Origin of the sequence: Pseudovibrio sp. Ad37 (assembly GCF_001623075.1) — a bacterium.
In the GTDB taxonomy this organism is placed as follows: Bacteria; Pseudomonadota; Alphaproteobacteria; order Rhizobiales; family Stappiaceae; genus Pseudovibrio.
In genome coordinates this window covers 160,037-177,784 of the sequence record NZ_LMCF01000079.1, presented here as the reverse complement: position 1 = coordinate 177,784, position 17,748 = coordinate 160,037, and the positions used below count along the sequence as shown (strand labels likewise).

Genomic DNA, 17,748 nt, shown 5'->3' with positions numbered 1-17,748 from the left:
GAGCGCTCGGCACAAAGCCAGCAGACGAACCTGCTAGATGAGAGCTGTTCGCCTGCTGGATTTGTGCCAACCAAGGTGGGTCAATTTTAAATGATGATGCCGGATCAATTTTGAACGCTCATTGACAGTTCTCGATAATAATAGAACCAATTGGAGCCTCGAATGTCTGACGATCAACTAACACCCCAACAACTTGAGTGGGTGAAATCAGTTTATAGAACACTCGGCTGGACCTTTAAGGAACAGCATGAGGCTGAGCGTGAGACAGCCGCTGCAATCAAAGAAAAAGAAGAGAAAGAGATTGCACAGGCAACAGCTAAGACAAAAGCTGAAGACGACAAGAAAGTCGGAGCGGCTGTTACGGAAGCAACTGCTGAGCGCATAAAAGCAGAGAGTGATGAAAAACTCAAAGATGTCACCGCGCAACTCTCTGAGTTGAAAGCCGACGTCAAAGATCATTTTGTTCATGAGAATGAAGACACCGATTCAGATGCTCTGGCAGCGCTTGCAAGCCAGAGTAAGCAGCTTCTGGAACGTCTCAATTCTATTTATGGGCATAAGAAAGATTTTGAGAATTATCCAAGCGAAGCAATTGCTTTTGACAAAAGCTATGAAAACGCGAAAGCGCTCATTCAAACCGCTGCTTTGGAGATTAAAACCAAAGACACTGACGGTGCGCATAACAGCCTTCTGGAAGCAGAATCCACCATTGATGACATGCAAACGCTTTGGCAAGGCGTTGTCGCTGCGGCCAAGAGCAAACCTGTAGAACTTCCTGTTCCGGCAGAGTTGAAGCCATATGTCATGGAAGTTGGTCAGGGTATCAAATCAATGACAGGCATTGGTTTCTCCGGACCTGCAACACGCCTTGGGAAGACACTGAAGGATGTCAGAGCAGCAAAGTTGCCTAAAGATGATCCAGCTTGGGAAATTCTGCTTTATGATAATGAAATGGCCATGGCTGCGGTTGGAGAGTTTGGTCAGCTCAAGACCCACATTCAAAAGCTAGCTACAAGTTTGCGCAACTCCGGTGTTGCGGACGCTGCTGGCGACATTGAAACCACACTTGATAATTACATGTCGGACGCCTCCAGAACGGTCCCGACCATTCGCAGTTTGCTTAGTTCACTCAAAGCCTCAGCAGCACACAAGAACAGCATGAGAAAAAAAGCGCGGTGGGATGCGGCGCAGCTTGGTGAGCGTACAGAGCGCTTCCGCGATGATTTGAAGAAACTAGTCCTTTACGACAAGCAGGGAAATCTGGTCACCAAACCCGATGAACGTCGTGCGATCAAACGCGCAGGTGATGTCCCAGGCTTAAATCAGGACGTGATGATCCAAATTCCACGTCGCCCCAAAGATGCGAAGGAAATTCCGCGCAAAACCATCGACAGTCTTCTTCAAACCTTTGACTTTCTAGATGAGTTGAAAGCATCCGGTGTGACGGGTGTGGAAGATATTGCTGTTGAGGAGTTCCTGAAAGCTGAAGCAATCCTTTCCGGTATTCAGAAGGATCCCGGTGCCTATAAAAAGCTGACTAAAAACCTTGATAAGCTACGCGAGAAAATCGACAAGATCTCGAAAGGCAAGGAAGGTGCTTATTACATCGAAGAACGGTTGCGCCTCACGGATGACATCGATGAACTGGAAGAAGAAGCCCTCTCCATGAACATCGAAAAAGCGCTGGCTTCATGCACTGAAATGGAGGCCAAGCAATTACACCCACTCGAAGAAGGTGTTCGTAAGGCCGTCAAAAACCGAGAGTTGTTCGACACCAAAGTTAAGATCATCGAGAACCAGTTTACAGAGATCCCAAAACTACTTGCACAAATGGGGAAAGCAGATCCCAGCCTTGCCAAGATGGTTGGCTCTCTATTCGCGCCAGATGAGATCAAACAATATCATGGTGATCTGGATGTCTTTTTCGATCAAGCGAAAGACCTTGCCTACAACGCAACCACAAACGACGAACTGGCCCATTCACTTGATCTGGCGAACCGCCTGATCTTTCGCGTCGACCGTTTTGTCCACGAACTGGAAGGCCAGTTGAGCCATCTTCACAAGCTTGCTGAGATGGAGAAGAGAGGCGAGAAAATCACAGATGCAGATCGCTTCAGTAAGGCAGAGCTGAAGTACTTCAAAAAACTGGAAGTCGATTACAAGAAGGGTGTTGCCCGACAGAAAGATCAGAAGGAAGCTAAGAACGCCTTCCTCACCAAATCCGGCCCGCTTAAGGATGAGCTGGATATGATGACGTCAAAAGATATCTCCATCAAGCGTATTCTTGCTTACTACAAGGGTGTTGATCGCGTTGACCCCAGCAAGTTTGATACATCTCGTTTGAAAGAACTTCGCATGGAAATCGCGGAGCTGGAAGATCAGTCCGACGCTTCTCATACGCACAAAGAAAACCTTGCTAAACTGAAAGAGCTGGAAGGAGCTCTGGATGCAATGCGTGGTGAAATTACGGGCTTCAGAGAGGACATTGCGAGAGACATCTCGACATTTTCTGATAAATGCATCGCACGCCTGATCAAAGCCAAGCAGTATATCGACAGCTCTTTTGTCAATGCTGTGAAAGACAAGCAGGATGCCGGTGAAGAAGCGGTGGATGTCGCTGCTTTGCGAAAGTTCTCATCGTGCATTTCTCAACCGTTGGCCCTTGCAGAGTTGCCAAAGCAAGTTGCGGCTATTGCTGACAAATCAAAAGACCTGAAGGAGCGCAAGAAAGCCCGCGAAAATGCCCTAAGGCAAGTGCGGCCACTGATTGCGCAACTGGACAACAGTCAGGCTATTCAGCTCTATATGCGACACCCCTTCAGCGATCTGCCGAATGATCTGAACATACTGCGTCCTGAGCTGATTCAGCTGGAAGTGAAGCTGCTCTCTCTTGGTGGCTAAGATAAAACAAGAAGGATCGAAAACGATCCCACACTGGAGTTTGTCATGACGTTAACTCCGTCTCAAATTGACTGGCTCTCACAGGCCCAAGGCGGCGTGGAGAACTTCGAATCTGATAGTGAAAACGAAGAGAAGAAATCTGCAGAACTGACCAATATTTTAGCTAAATTGGATGCAGATAAGTCGGTTATTCACCAAGCTCAGGATTTTCAAATTGAGCTCGCCCGAAGTCCAAATGTTTTTAAGCGCAAGCTGCAAAAAAGCAAAATGGACTTTATGACCGGTGATATGAAAACCGAGGTAGATTCCTATGCGGACGTGACTTCTGAAACGCCTCTCATTCAATCTGAAAATGTTGATGCGCTCAATGCTGCTTTCGGCAAAATCCTAGAGCGGCAGGCCGAGATGATTGCGGCGAAGAAGAAGGATGGGAAGACACGGCTTTTCAGTGATGCAGATATCACACGAGAACTTTGGACACCTCTGGTTCGCGAAGGGATCATTCCCTCCAACATTGTGCCGGATAAATACAGTCAATTTGTGCAGATGTTCCAGGGTGCCTCTGAGATCTATGAGGGGAAGCTGGAGCAACATAGTGAAACAGCTTCAAAGTATGAGAACACGCTTGAAGCCATTGGGTTTGCGCGTGATGTCGTCTCACTGGCCGGAAGTCTTGGTAGTAGCGCGCTGACCATTGCCAACTTTGAAGACCAATCTCGCTCACTGGCAGAAAAACGCGAAATTGCAGCCAAACGTCAGGTTCTGAAAGGGAAGCAGGATCAGATTGCCGGAGACCTTCGGACTGAGTTCAAAATGGGTGCAAACACTTCGGATGCAGAGATGCTGGAAGAGGCTGCCCGACGTGGCGAATATAGTTGCGAGATCAAAAGCTACCAGAATGTAGAAGCAGCCCAATCACAGCTCGTTGAGCAGCTAATGGGGCAAAACAAGCTTTTCGAAGAGGAAAAAGCTTTACTGACGATGTCCACATCGTTGCTGGATGGCGGTCTAGCCATGGCAGAAAAAGGTATCCAGTTTTCGGAGAGACAAAAGAACGCAAGAAACACACTCGCCTTTGCCCAAGACGCTGCTGATATCGTTGCAGGCCAACTTAAGCTTGCATTGGAAGCAACAGGCAAAACCTACGAGCAAGAAGAGCACCAAACCACCGACCAGATAGAATTTGAAGGCGCTGCAGATAAGGATACGCTCCAGAATATTTCTTATGCTGCAGGCGCTGTGAGTGTCGCTATTGAAGCCAACCAAGTTGCGCGGAAGATTGCCTTAGCAACGCAAGCAAAAACGAACAAAGAGCGAGAGAATGCGGTTTTGCAAATTGCCGGCTCTATCGCCGACTCCCTTGCTGAGGCTTTTTTTGCAGCAGGTGACGTTCAAGGCCATATCGATACGGGTAAACAAGATTCTGCACTGACTCTTAAGGATGAAAGCAAAGCATATGCCTACGGTGATCCTGGGCCTGGTCCTGGTCCTGGTCCTGGTCCTGGTCCTGGTCCTGGAAATGAGAATGACCAGACCGAACTGATTGGTGTTTCAATCAAGGCTTTTTTTGTCTTAGGTGTCAACACCGGCACTGCTGTTAAAGCGCTCAAAGATAAGGATTACAAAGCCTTTTCTGAATCCCTTGTTCTAGGTTTAATGCAGCTAGCTTCTTCTGCTACCACAGGCCCCCTCGCCGCAATGGCCAAGCCTGATCTTCCTCTCAACACTGATGAGGGAAAAGAAGAACTTAGTGAGCTCTCAGCCCGTGAACTTATGGATCGCAAGCTGGAACGATCTGGTTGTACGTTTAAACGAACGGAGCGCGAGGCGTTTCTTGATGGTTTTCATGATCCACAATACTTGCACAAAATCACGAATAATATGCGTGAAATGCAGGATGCCTTCCGTGAGGCAAATGACAAGAAGAAGATGGATGCTGAAACGGTAAAGCGAACGAATGCTGCCATTCAGAAGATGGAAGCGAAGAAATCCTGGGACGCGCTTGCCGACTTTAAGAAGAAGCAATCCAACAAGAAAGAACGCGAAGAGTTTATGGAAAAGCTCGAAGCGGATGTGGAAGCAGAAACAAAAGCGCTGAAAAACCTGATCGAGGAGGCTTCCCCTCCTCCTGATCCTGAAGACACGAAGGCTCTTCAGAAATCAATGGAAGCGGTCGAAAGGCTGATTGCTGACATCAAAGCCTCTGAAATGAAGTACAAGCTGATTGAAAAGATTGCCAAGGGTGGTGTTCAGGTTCTGGTGCGTGTTGTTCCGGCAACGGGCATGGTTGAGGCTTGCAGAAAACTTGCCTTTGACGCAGTTGCTCTTGGTAAGAAAGCCGCTGAAGTTGAAAAGTGGCGCAGAAACGTGAAAATGGCTCAAACCGCCAATTCGCCCTATTACCACGCTTGTAAGGAGCGCCATACACAGGCAGCGGTTCAAGTCAGTCAGAAGACAATCAATACCTTCCTGTCTATCATTGGCGTGGCTACAGAGGCCACGCGCCTGGCAGATTCAACGCAAGCCTCTACGGGACTTTCTCTTGCAAAGAACATGGGGCAGGCGCTCTCTGATTTTGGCTATAAAACTTACGGACGCGCTAAGGTCGTTTTTGGATGGCGGAAATATCTTGATGCCCGCAAAAATCCAGAGAACCGCAAGAAGGCCCGCGAGGCAATTGCTTGGAACTCGACACTTGCCAAGTGTGTGCTTGCCTACGGCATTGTTGAAGAACGAGATCCTATCGCACAGCAAGTTGGCCGCAACTGCGGTTTGACACCCGAAGTCCTGGTGTCAAACAGTGATGTTTGTGCTGCGGTGGTGCGATATTTTGAGACGCTTTACAGTGAAGATCCCGTCGTCTTGCGGCGTGTTCCGAAGGTTGCAAACTGGCACCCTGGAACACCGGATCTGACGCTCAAGAGTTGGTTCAGCTTTAAACGTGCAGCGACCAAGAAAGCCTATCCTTTGATGGCTAAGGAAAGCTGTAAGACGCCAGCTATCGAGCAAGCTTTGAAGGCACTGCACACCTTGTGTGGTGGAGACCCGTTCAACTACCCCTCTGTACGGGATGACATGATTTCCGAAGATAACTGGCAAGAAAAAATCCTGACCTACGCTCAGGATGTTCAAAAGCATCTTGAGACTCTTGAACTGGAGTTCAAGGGATATCGCCCTGTCACTGCTGAACCAAAAGACAAGAAGACACAGGCTTGGACGGGTGGCCGATTACATACCGAAATGATGGAAGTCGCGGATTCTTTGCGAGCACAAGCAACGTTGATCCTCCACGATGCCAGAGCAGATGTGAAGACTTATAGTTCTTAACCCGTTCTCCTGAACACGTTGGAGTTTGTCATGCCCCTTACCGGAAAACAGCTCGATTGGCTCAAAACAGCGCAACAAGGCGCCGGCAATTTTGAACAAAATGCCGAACGTGTTGCAGCCAAAGCTGGACGATTGACCGACATTATGGCCAAGCTGGATGGAGACAAAGAAACCATTCGCGAGGCACAGAACTTTGAAGTAACGCTGGCGCGGAATGAAAAATGGTTCAAGCTCCCCGGCTCTGGCACAAAGATGCCCTGGATGACCGGGGACATGCAGACCGAGATAGACACGCGTGCTGACATTCGCGCTGATAGCGGGGCTATCAATGCTGAGACCTTGAAGAAGCTCAATGCTTCCTTTGAACGTATTTTGGCACGACAAGCCGAGATGATTGCGGCCAAAGATAAAGATGGCAACGAGATGTTTTCTGAAGAGGACATCACACGTGAACTCTGGACTCCGCTGGTTCGTGAAGGGATCATTCCATCAAATCTGGTCCCTTCCCGTTACAGCCAGTTTGAGAAGATGTTCCAGGGCGGTGCAAAAATCTATGAGCAAAAGCTTGATGAACATAGCGAAACCGCTTCCAAACACGAAAACACGTTAGAAGCCATTGGTTTTGCGCGTGATGTCGTGACGCTTGCCTCATCTATCGGATCCAATGCAATCACTCTGGCCAATCTGAATACAGTTGCGGGTGATGCGCCTGACAAAGACCAGATTTCTGCCAAACAGGATGTCCTGAACAACCAGAAAGGCCAGGTAACAGGCGATTTGCGCAAGTCTCTTGGCATGGATGCGAATGCAAGCTCAGAGGATGTCATCAAAGCAGCAAAAGATGCCGGGAAGTATGGAGATCAGCTTCAGAAGGTAACCAATATTGATTCAGCTTTGAACTCGCTGGGAGAAAATCTCTCAAAGGACGCCAATTGGGTGGCTGAACAGCGTGCGTTGTTTACGGCAACCACTACATTGCTCGACACCGGTCTTGCAGCTGCGGAAAAAGGTATTGTCTTTTCTGAGCAGAAAGGCAAAACAGCCGCAGATAAGCTGAGCTTTGCGAACGAAGCTGGCGAGATGATTGGTGAAGAGATCAAAAAGGTTCTCTCTGCTGGCGCTGCTTTTGACAAATCCGCGTCTGACCGCAAAGGCGAGGATGACCACGGCAATATCTTTGAAGGTGTTTCTGGCCTGATTGATGTTGCTATGGCTGGTGGACGCGTTTCAGAGAAAATTTTGCAGGCTACACAAGCTCCTGACAAAGACGCCAAGCAAGAAGCGGTGATGTCCATCATCGGGACTCTTGCAGATTCCCTCTCCACGGCAATTTCGTCAGGTTCGCAGTTGAGCGGTACGGAATCCACCACTCCCGAGATTGTTGGTGAAGCGCTTAAAGCTGCAATGATTGCAACGACTGATGCCGGTACAGCGACAAAAGCGTTGATTGATGGCGACTATCAAGCCTTTGCAGAAGCCCTCACAGGAGGCCTGGCAAACCTCGCCAGTGCTACTGGTTCTGATGCCATTGGTGATGCCATCACGGGCAAGATTCAGCCAGATCAAGGTGAGTTGACTGAAGAAGGCGAAGCTGAGACTGAAGGTCTGACGCCGCAGCAAATTCTTGAGAAAAAACTGAAGCTTGCGGGTCCAAGTGCGGGTGTCCAGAGCGTTGAGAAGAGTATGGAGCTTCTTTCTGACGAAGACATCATGGCAAATGTCAACGCTTTGCTGACCGGTGGTCTCGATAAGTTCAAGAAGCCAGGCCGCGATGAAAAAGACGCTGAGATCGTCAAGAAGAATACAGCAGCTGCGCTGAAAAAGATCGAAGAAGAAAAAACAGGTAATGCGCTTGCAAGTCTGAAGGAAAAGCTTGCTGATCCGAAAGAGCGCAAAGCTTACATGGACGAAATCGAGAAGCGCGCAGATGAGGAGCACAAGGCTCTGCAAGATCTTATTGCAGAAGCTTCCTCACCTGATGACCCGAATGATGAAAAGGCCGTCGAGAAATCTTTGAAGGCCATTGACACTCTGCTTGCTGATATCAAAGCTTCTCAAATGAAGATCAAGATGATCGAGACCATTGCAAGTGGTGGTGTGAAGGCTGTCACAACGATCTTCCCAGCAACAGGCCTTGCAGAAGCGATCAGAAAATTGACCATGGATGCAATCGCATTGGCGAAGAAATCTGCTGAGGTCGAGAAATGGCGCAAGAACGTCAACATGGCTGAAGCAAGTAACTCTGTCTATTACCATGCCATCAAAGAGCGACATACACAGGCCGCTATTCAGGTGAGCCAGAAGACGCTAAACACCTTCTTCTCCGTTGTTGGTGTTGCCGCTGAAATTGCGCGCTTGGCTGATGCAACACAGGCTTCTGCCGGCATCTCAGCAGGTATGAACATGGGCCGTGCGCTATCTGATTTCGGTTATAAAACCTATGGCCGTGCGAAGATTATTTATGGCTGGAAGAAGTATCAGGAAGCACGGATGGATCCTGCAAACCGTAAAGCGGCACGTGCTGCGATCGCAGGCAATTCCACACTTGCTAAGTGTGTGCTTGCCTACGGGATTGTGGAGGGAAAAGACCCCATTGCCCGCCAGGTTGGCCGGAACAGTGGTTTGACGCCGGAGGTGCTGGTTTCCAGCACAGATGTATGTTCTGCAGTTGTGCGGTACTTTGAGACGCTTTACAGCGATGATCCTGTTGTGCTGCGCCGAGTGCCAAAGGTGGAAAACTGGCATCCTTGTACGCCTGATCTGACCCTGAAGTCCTGGTTCTTGTTCAAGAAGGCAGCTACCACGCGAGCCTATCCACGAATGGCCAGAGACAGTTGTCTGACACCAAACATTGATCGTTCCATCAAGGAGCTGCATAACCTTTGTAGTGGCGACCCATTCAAGTACCCAGAAGTGCGGGATGAGCAACTGAGCAAACCGGATGGTATGAAAGCGGTGTTTGATTATGCCACACAGGTTGATACAGAGCTGGATAACCTGAAGAAGGCTTTGGATGCCTACTCTCCGGTGACAGACAAGCCGGAAAACCCCAAGATCGAGAAGTGGTCTGCAGGGCAACGTCATTCAGAGATGGAAGCCGTTGTTGATGCGATGTCATCGCAAATTGAGCTCGTACACCGTGAAATCACGGCAGATCTGAAGCTCTATAAGACCTGATCCACCCCGTAACTTAAACAGCAAAGAACCGGCCTGAACTTTCAGGCCGGTTCTTTTTTTGCAGTGTTGTAAGCGGCTATCAGAAACGTTTCAGAAACCGCATCAGGACTGGCCAGTGATCGCTGGCGCCCTGATTATTGTCGGGATTAAAGCGCTTTGGGCGTACTCGATTTCTTGCATCCTGTGCGTACTGGCTCGGGTGCGTGACAACTGTGTGGAAGCTGCCCAGATCAGCAAACCATGTGCTGTTACTGTCCTGATCCGGACGCAATGCACCGGAAACGAGGATCATATCCAGGAAGGACCAGCTCTGATCCTTATAGTAAAATGCGCTGCCCGGGGCTGCACAGCCGACAATCTCAGGCGGATAACTCCAGTTCCCTTCTCTCGCCAGGGCCTGAAACTCACCATTTTGAATGTCTGTGCAATTGAAATTGAAGTCGCCAGCAGCAACCACATTTGCGTCATCAGGAAGCTTTGCACGCTCCTTGTTCAGCACTTCCATCGCATCTTTCCGGCATTGATAGGCCGAATGAACACCGAAGACATGCATTGTTTCGCCGTCTGGCATCTCAAACTGAGCTTTCACAATATCCCGCGTTGGCTGGCAATCGTGGGGATTGTCGCCATCTTCGCCAAACACTTTAATTGTCTCTGGCTCTCCCTTAAGCGGCAAACGCGAGATGATGCCAACATCGATACCGCGATTGTGCTCATTGTTGGAGGTGTCCAGCTGAATGACTGAGGTGTAGTCCAGACCGGCCAGTGCTTTGTTGACCAGATCATCAAGCACCTTTTTGTTTTCTGTTTCAGGTAAAACCAGAATGTCCGGCGTTTCCGGGAAGGAACGAATGACAGCACCCAGTGTCATCAATTTTTGCTTGTAGCTTTCCTCGCCCCAGTTCAGCTCAATGCATTGTTTGTAATAGTGGGAACCTTTATCATTATAGCTCTCACAAGCGTCTTCATGATCCTTACCACGGGCTTCTTTTGCTTCTTTGGAAAGGTAGGTGTCATCTCGTGGATTGTTCTCATCATCAATGGTGTCGAAGAGATTTTGCACGTTGTAACTGACGATCGTGACAGGCTTGTCTTGAGCGAGGGCTGTCGGCATGGCCAATCCGATGATCGTTGCACCCAGTAGCAAGGATTTCATGGGTTTCTCCCTTTTTTCTTTTGGGAGTACCAAACATGGGTTAGTGGCCCGTTCCGAGTGTTCTTGCAGTTTTAAGTGTTTCCGCAAAATGGCTGAGCAAAACAAAAAAAGCTGACCCAAAGGCCAGCTTTCCTATCTTAAACACATTGGTTGCTGCTTACTCTGCTGCGACCGGCACCACTTTAAGCGCAAGACCACCCTGTGAGGTTTCTCTGTATTTTGCCAGCATATCCTTGCCGGTTTCGTACATGGTCGCGATGACTTTATCGAGAGAAACACATGGATCTGAGTTTCGGCGCATAGCCATACGTGTTGCGTTGATCGCTTTGACAGAAGCTATTGCGTTGCGCTCGATGCAAGGCACCTGAACCTGTCCGAGAACAGGGTCACATGTGAGACCCAGATTGTGCTCCATACCGATTTCAGCTGCAATGCAGACCTGAGCCGGGCTCGCACCTAACAGCTCTGCAAGGCCTGCTGCTGCCATGGAGCACGCCACTCCAACTTCACCCTGACAGCCAACTTCTGCACCAGAGATGGATGCATTGGTCTTATACAACGCTCCAATGGCGCCTGAGGCGAGGAAGAACTTTGTGTAGTGCTCAGGCTCAAGACGTTCGATAAACTTGTCATAGTACGCGAGAACCGCAGGAATGATGCCTGCAGCACCGTTGGTTGGTGCTGTTACAACGCGACCACCTGCTGCATTTTCCTCTGATATGGCCAGCGCGAACATGTTGACCCAATCAACCGTTGCCATCGGGTCGTTGCTGCTGCGCTCTGTCGCCGTCAGCTGACGGCGTAGTGCTGCTGCACGGCGTGGGACTTTGAGCGGGCCTGCCAGCAGACCTTCCGTGTTGCTGCCACGCTCTATGCCATCGCGCATCACATTCCAGACACGACCAAAGCTCTCACGCAGTTCTGTTTCACTGCGGAATGCTTTTTCGTTTTCCAGAACAAGCGCGGAAATGCTCATACCGTTTTGGCGGCAATGCTCCAGCAATTCTGAAGCGTATTTGTATGGATAAGGCACTGAAACTTCGTTTTCTGAAGCCTTACCGAAATTCTCTTCATCCACGATGAAACCACCGCCGATGGAATAGTAGGTTTTGGAGAAGATCTTTTCTCCACCTGCGAAGGCATGGATGGACATGCCGTTTTCATGCAACTCAAGTGCTGGACGATTGAATGTGATTGCATCACTCGGGAAGTCAACCACGTGGCAATGCATGCCAACCGGGAGGCGACCAGTTTGTTCTACGCGCTGAATGAACTCTGGAATACTGTCAATATCAACGGTTTCCGGAGAGTTGCCACCAAGCCCCATAATAATTGCTGTGTCTGTGTGGTGGCCTTTGCCTGTCAGCGACAGAGAGCCGTATATGTCAACTGCAATACGCGTCACATCACGCAGTTTATCCTGAGCACGCAGGCTATCAATGAACTGCTTTGCCGCTTTCATAGGCCCGACTGTATGGGAGCTGGATGGACCTACACCGATTTTGAAGATGTCAAAAACGCTGAACATAACGTGAACCTCAGTGGGAGAGAAAAACCGGTGTCCGAAGACACCGGTTCATTTTTGTTAGTTGGCCTTCTTAGAAGAGGCCTTTTACGATCGCAGAGATTGCGACAATGCCCATGATGGTGATGAAGATGTTGGACAGCGCACCGTCGTACTTCTTCATGCTTGGGACTTTTTTGATTGCGTACATTGGCATCAGGAACAGGATTGCTGCGATGAACGGAGCACCCAGGCCTTCAATCATGCCAAGAACGGATGGGTTGATGATTGCAACACCCCAGACGGAGAAGAAGAAGAATGCAACGAGCAGTGTGTTGAATTTCTTTTCACCCAGGCCTTCGACAGCTTTTGGAGCAGCTTTCTTAGCAATGCCTGCAAGACCTTCTTTTGCGCCAAGGTAGTGACCAAAGAAGGAAGAGAAGATTGCAAGGAACGCAACCAATGGACCCATGAAGGAGATCAGTGGGCTGTCAAACACGTTTGCAAGGTAAGACAGGACTGGCAGGTTCTGCTGTTTTGCTTCCATCAGCTGTTCAGGTGTCAGTGCGAGAACGCAGCTGAATACGAAGAACATAACGAAACCGAGGAGCATCACAGATGCGCGCTTCAGGATGATGTCGGACTTTGCAACTGCGTTATCGCCATGTGCTTCGCGCTGAGCCAGAGCCATGGAGGAGACGGCTGGGCTGTGGTTGAAGGAGAAGATAAGCATTGGAATGGTGAGGTACACCACTGTCAGCAAAGTGCCAGTTTCTGGGATCATATCAAAGCTCATGGCTTCAAAAGACCAGGATGGGATCAGGTATACAGACATACCGAACAGGATGATCACCAGTGGGTACACCAGAAGCTCAGTTGCGACGAGCATCAGGCGGCGACCAAGGATCATTACACCCATCATCATTGCAACGAGAATACCAGAGAGGAGCCAGCGTGGAACTGCAGGCATTGCCAACTGGTTGACGATGAAGCTATCGATGGTGTTGGTAATCGCGTTACCGTAGATCAACACGATTGGGTAAATCGCGAAGAAATAGAAGAAGGTAATCAGCAAGCCTGCTGCTTTACCAAAGTGTTCTTCAACCACGTCGGTGATGTCTGCGTCTTTGTTCTTGGAGGAAAGAACAAAGCGAGCCAGTGCGCGGTGAGAGAAGTAGGTCATTGGACCTACGAGAGCTGCGATCAGGATCAGTGGCCAGAAGCCTTCAAGACCTGCACGGATTGGAAGAAACAGAACACCGGCACCGACGGCGGTACCGAACATGGACAAAGACCAGGTAAGATCTTCTTTTGTATATTTAACCGTTTCTTTCGGGGCGACTTCGACTTCGGTCGCATTGATGCTTGACATTTCTTTTATTTCCCCATGTGCCACTCATGTGCCCTAGGAGAATTTCCCAATCTCTCTAGGACGGGGACCTGATATACTTATGTTAAAATTTTAAGACCATACGTTTTAATACACATCCTGCGCGCCATAATAACGCAGCGATACTGAATACGACTTCAGTTTAATAGCGCGAGACCCCAGTGCGCGTGCAACAATCTGCCGCGGCGCTGTAAATAATTATATTAAATAGGATTTTTCACTGAATTCCTATTAATCAGCTTCGGCTCTTCGTCAGACCTGCAGTTCACGCAATATACGCGCATTCTAATATATGCAGTCAACACACTGTTTCCCAAGCGTATATCACTGACCTAGAGGTACTTTGGCGTCATTTGAGTAATTCGCATAAGTAAAATTGCATTCAGGTGTATGCCTGAATCCAATGCGTTCACCCGTCCTCAAATGATGACAATATGCCCCTTGCACGCGCATTTTGTGCGCCTGGAAAAACACCGTATTTTCGCTAAGGCACACAAATGCATACATTAATTATAATCGGAGGAAAAATTTCAAATGCGACATTCTTTCCCCCTGTTTTCAATCAGAGGGTTTGAATTGTCTTCAATGCACCTTCCAAGGCTTCGCCTTTTTCATCCAAAAGCGCGGCTTCTCTGAGACGCCTGAGCCAATCTGCGGCGTCTTTTCTGTCTTTCAGGAGTGTGAGAGAGGAAAGAACCCGGTCAAATTTGGAGTGCCCGCGTTTATGTGTGTCCGAATATCCTTTGATGAGCCGGCGACAAGTGAGGATCTCAACAGCAAGATCATAGTCCGAATGCACGGTCTTTATCGCAAGATCCCGCCAGTTTTGGAGATGTTCTGTCTCAATTTCATGGCGCAGAAAACTGCGACGCCAGGGTTTCAGGCTGCTGATGAGCCAGAGGCTGAGGAAGCCTCGAACGGAGTGCGTTCTTATGCGTCGCCCTTTGTTCACCCTTCTATCCAGCCAGTTGAACACTTTAGGACGGGCTTCGACCCATTTACCAAGCTGAACTGGCAGAGTTCCGCAGATTTCTTCCATACGTGGGTGGAGATATTCGGTCAGTTCCAGCTGATTTTCTGCGCCTAACCCGATTTCCCTTTCAACGCGTTGCAAGCGTGTTTTTTGCGTTTTTATGTCGGCAACACGGATCGTGTCGTCATAACACATAGCATTTGCGATATACTTGGCCGCAACTCTGGTGAATTCCCAGTTGCCATTTTCGGTATCACTTGCGAGTACAATCTCGAGGTGATTGAGATACTCCTCACCGTATTCCAGATCCTGAAACTCAACGGTCTTGCGCAGCCCTGCCAGCGCCATCTCGTGAACCTGTTTTGGAAGCGCTTCAATACGGGATAAAAGCAGTTGCCAGGCTGCGCGTTTCTTCTCAGGCCCGCGGACTGTGAGTGCCTTCTCAGACTTGGGTTGTTCTGGTCGTCTGGTACCAGCGCTTCCAGCAGCAGCTGATGACTGGGCGTGCTCGAAGCTCGCATTGAAAGAGGCCAGACTTGCTTTGACGCCTTTGCCGCCCTTGCGGATGGTGTCTTCATAGGTGCTTTTGAGAAATGGCAATGCGCCGGAACCGGCAAGTGCGCCGAACAGGCTGGAGGAGATGACGCTGCCATTGTCTGCGGCGACCTCTTCCATATTGAAGGCAACCAGTTTTTGGGAGGCATTTCCGAGACGAGAGAGGACGACATCACTGTCCTGCTCCCCTTTGCCCGGCACGATCTTTTCCGAGACCGCCAAAATGCGGTGAGATGAGGCGATCAGCGTTGTCTTATCAGCTGTCACGAAACCACGGATAACGGCGCGGCCTGCTTCCATGAGTTCGGCGCAAATGACGATGTCGACATCGCCTTGCGCTGGGCTGAGAGAGAAGACAGGGGCTTTGCCAGTATCAGGTGCCATTTCGACGTAATAGATTGTTGCGCCCGTGCGCTGGGCGACACCTGCGACAGAGGTGGACTGGGCTTTATAGCCGTTGGCTTCAGCTAAGTTGACGATCCAGTCTGTGAGGACACCGCCGCCCTGCCCGCCAACGGCGAAAATGGCAATTTTCGTGATGGTGCGGGTTTCATCCTCGCCTGATCCCAAAGCCTGCCATTGAGTGTCGATATCCATACTTATGCCTCCTCAATGATCAGAGATCGGCGCTCTCGCCAGTTTTGCAGCGTGGAAATGATGCGACCGCGTATCTTACTGAAGAAGCGTTCGGTTTTGCTTGGGTTGTGAATGGTGTCAGCCTGATAGAAGGATGGGCAGAGGATGGCGGCGTCTGCAACCTCCCCGCAATTGCCGCAGCCCACGCAGTTCTGGTCGATATGCGCGACGGGATCATCGCGCAGCGGGTCATCCAGATCCTTGACTGTCAGCGACGGGCAGCCGGATAAGCGCATACAGGCGTGGTCCCCTGTACAGACATCTTCATCAACACCAAAGCGGGTTTTGACGACGCGCTTTTGCTCTTTCACGGCCTGATTGATGATCGGCTTTTCGCGGCGCTGTTTGTTGAGCATGCATTCTGAAGACGCGATGATGACTTTTGGTCCTTTGACATCAGTGGTCAGCGCTTCCTTCAGGATTGATTGCATCTGGGTGACGTCATAGGTGCGGTCAAGCTGACGGACCCATTTGACGCCAACGCCTTTCACCGCTTCGGTGATCGGGTGTTTGGTGGACTTGCTTTTGTTGTTTGCCCTTGAGGACAGGATGTCCTGCCCGCCTGTGGCCGCTGAATAGTAATTGTCGACAATGACGATCACGCCGTCATTTTGATTGAAGACCGCGTTGCCGATAGAGGTGGTCAGGCCGTTGTGCCAGAAGCCGCCATCTCCCATAAATGAGATGGACCTTCGATCTGTTTCCGTTGTGTTGAATGCAGAAGCCGAGGCCGGGCCTAATCCATACCCCATGGTGGTGGAGCCAATGCCAAAGGGTGGCATGATGGAGAACAGGTGGCAGCCGATATCTGAAGCTATGTGATGCGGGCCAAGTTCATCTTCCACCAGTTTGGTGGCAGCGAAAATTGGGCGTTCCGGACACCCCACGCAGAACCCGGGCGGGCGCATGGGAACGACCTCTTGCAGCTCTTTGATGTCTGGCAGGGCTCCAGGTGTGTTTGGTGCGCGCCCTTTGCCGGGCAACGCATCGCAATGGGTTACAAGGAAGGTCTGGATGCTGTCCAGCATCACCTGTCCAGTATATTCACCAGCTTCCGGGAATGGTCCTTTCCCTTCCAGTTTGGTGCTGAGGCCTTCCTTTTGCAGCATGGAACCAACGGCTTGCTCCAGATAATCAGGATAGCCCTCTTCCACCACCAGCACGGCCTCTTTGGTGCGGCAGAACTCGGTGATTTCAGATGGAACAAGCGGATAGGTTACATTCATGACGTAAAGCGGGATTTGCGTTTCGCCGTTGATGTCGGCAAGGCCCAAGCGCTGCAGTGCGCGGATGACGCCGTTATACATACCGCCTTGCAGGATAATCCCGACATTGCGACCCTGAGGGCCGAACAGCTCGTTCAGTTTATGCGTTTGAATATAATCCAGCGCGGCAGGCAAGCGCGTTGTCACCTTCTCCTGCTCATGGAGGAAGGAGGCTGGTGGCAAGACAATGCGGTTCAGGTCACGCCTGGGGTTCTCCAGAGCATCAGCCACGCTCATGGATGGGCGCTGGTTGTCTTTGGTGGTGAACTCACCATGGACATGACAGCTGCGGATGCGCACTTGAAGCATAACCGGTGTGTTTGAGGCTTCTGACAGTTCAAAACCATCACCAACAGCTTTGACGATGGATGGCAGATTGGGACGCGGATCGAGCAGCCAGATCTGGCTTTTCATTGCAAAGGCGTGGCTGCGCTCCTGCATGATGGAAGAGCCTTCGCCGTAGTCTTCTCCGACAATCACAAGGGAACCACCGGTGACACCACCGGACGACAGGTTTGCCAATGCGTCAGAGGCAACATTGGTGCCGACTGTTGACTTGAAGGTGACTGCGCCGCGAATGGGATAGTGAACGGATGCGGCCAGCATGGCGGCGGCGGCAGCCTCGCTGGCGCTGGCTTCAAAATGCACGCCCAACTCACCAAGAATATCCTGCGCATCAGCCAGAACATCCATGAGGTGACTGATTGGCGAGCCCTGATAGCCGCCAACATAGCCAACACCATTTTCCAGCAGTGCTTTGGTGATGGCCAGAATGCCTTCACCGCGGAACACTTCGCCCTCACCTGCGCGAAGTTTTTCGACCTCTTTGACAAAAGATCTTTCTGCCATACTCTCTCCCCAGAA

8 protein-coding genes are annotated in these 17,748 nt (G+C 50.2%); 3 read left to right on the top strand and 5 right to left on the bottom strand.

The features are described from left to right. The first annotated feature begins 162 nt into the window (after window positions 1–162). From PsAD37_RS13705 to PsAD37_RS13695, 3 genes are read left to right on the top strand one after another with little or no spacing between them, the layout of a single operon-like run. On the top strand, window positions 163–2,901 hold the full coding sequence (locus tag PsAD37_RS13705; protein ID WP_063296615.1) for a hypothetical protein: 2,739 nt from the start codon (window positions 163–165) through the stop codon (window positions 2,899–2,901). A 45-nt stretch (window positions 2,902–2,946) separates the two neighbouring features. Further along, on the top strand, window positions 2,947–6,228 hold the full coding sequence (locus PsAD37_RS13700) for a hypothetical protein (RefSeq protein WP_063296614.1): 3,282 nt from the start codon (window positions 2,947–2,949) through the stop codon (window positions 6,226–6,228). A gap of 30 nt (window positions 6,229–6,258) precedes the next feature. Continuing rightward, window positions 6,259–9,405 (top strand): hypothetical protein, encoded by a 3,147-nt coding sequence (locus PsAD37_RS13695; RefSeq protein ID WP_063296621.1) that lies wholly within the window; start codon window positions 6,259–6,261, stop codon window positions 9,403–9,405. Between the two features lie 79 nt (window positions 9,406–9,484). On the opposite strand, the gene PsAD37_RS13690 is transcribed toward PsAD37_RS13695, so the two are convergent. From PsAD37_RS13690 to PsAD37_RS13670, 5 genes are all read right to left on the bottom strand, one after another. Further along, the gene (locus PsAD37_RS13690; RefSeq protein WP_063296613.1) at window positions 9,485–10,561 is read right to left on the bottom strand and encodes an endonuclease/exonuclease/phosphatase family protein; all 1,077 of its coding nucleotides are present in this window, start codon (window positions 10,559–10,561) and stop codon (window positions 9,485–9,487) included. A 157-nt stretch (window positions 10,562–10,718) separates the two neighbouring features. Further along, the gene (locus tag PsAD37_RS13685; RefSeq protein ID WP_057465272.1) at window positions 10,719–12,089 is read right to left on the bottom strand and encodes an L-serine ammonia-lyase; all 1,371 of its coding nucleotides are present in this window, start codon (window positions 12,087–12,089) and stop codon (window positions 10,719–10,721) included. Window positions 12,090–12,159: 70 nt separating this feature from the next. Continuing rightward, entirely contained in the window at window positions 12,160–13,437 is a 1,278-nt protein-coding gene (locus PsAD37_RS13680) for an aromatic amino acid transport family protein (protein WP_057465273.1), read from the bottom strand. Window positions 13,438–14,017: 580 nt separating this feature from the next. After that, complete coding sequence (locus PsAD37_RS13675) at window positions 14,018–15,580, bottom strand: indolepyruvate oxidoreductase subunit beta family protein (protein WP_063296612.1); 1,563 nt, start codon at window positions 15,578–15,580, stop codon at window positions 14,018–14,020. A gap of 2 nt (window positions 15,581–15,582) precedes the next feature. Continuing rightward, complete coding sequence (locus PsAD37_RS13670) at window positions 15,583–17,733, bottom strand: indolepyruvate ferredoxin oxidoreductase subunit alpha (protein ID WP_063296611.1); 2,151 nt, start codon at window positions 17,731–17,733, stop codon at window positions 15,583–15,585. Window positions 17,734–17,748 lie beyond the last annotated feature (15 nt).

Bases quoted from the DNA above. Each gene is read 5' to 3' on its own strand.
- PsAD37_RS13705 (WP_063296615.1), top strand. From the start codon at position 163: ATGTCTGACGATCAACTAACACCCCAACAACTTGAGTGGGTGAAATCA.
- PsAD37_RS13700 (WP_063296614.1), top strand. From the start codon at position 2,947: ATGACGTTAACTCCGTCTCAAATTGACTGGCTCTCACAGGCCCAAGGC.
- PsAD37_RS13695 (WP_063296621.1), top strand. From the start codon at position 6,259: ATGCCCCTTACCGGAAAACAGCTCGATTGGCTCAAAACAGCGCAACAA.
- PsAD37_RS13690 (WP_063296613.1), bottom strand. From the start codon at position 10,561: ATGAAATCCTTGCTACTGGGTGCAACGATCATCGGATTGGCCATGCCG.
- PsAD37_RS13685 (WP_057465272.1), bottom strand. From the start codon at position 12,089: ATGTTCAGCGTTTTTGACATCTTCAAAATCGGTGTAGGTCCATCCAGC.
- PsAD37_RS13680 (WP_057465273.1), bottom strand. From the start codon at position 13,437: ATGTCAAGCATCAATGCGACCGAAGTCGAAGTCGCCCCGAAAGAAACG.
- PsAD37_RS13675 (WP_063296612.1), bottom strand. From the start codon at position 15,580: ATGGATATCGACACTCAATGGCAGGCTTTGGGATCAGGCGAGGATGAA.
- PsAD37_RS13670 (WP_063296611.1), bottom strand. From the start codon at position 17,733: ATGGCAGAAAGATCTTTTGTCAAAGAGGTCGAAAAACTTCGCGCAGGT.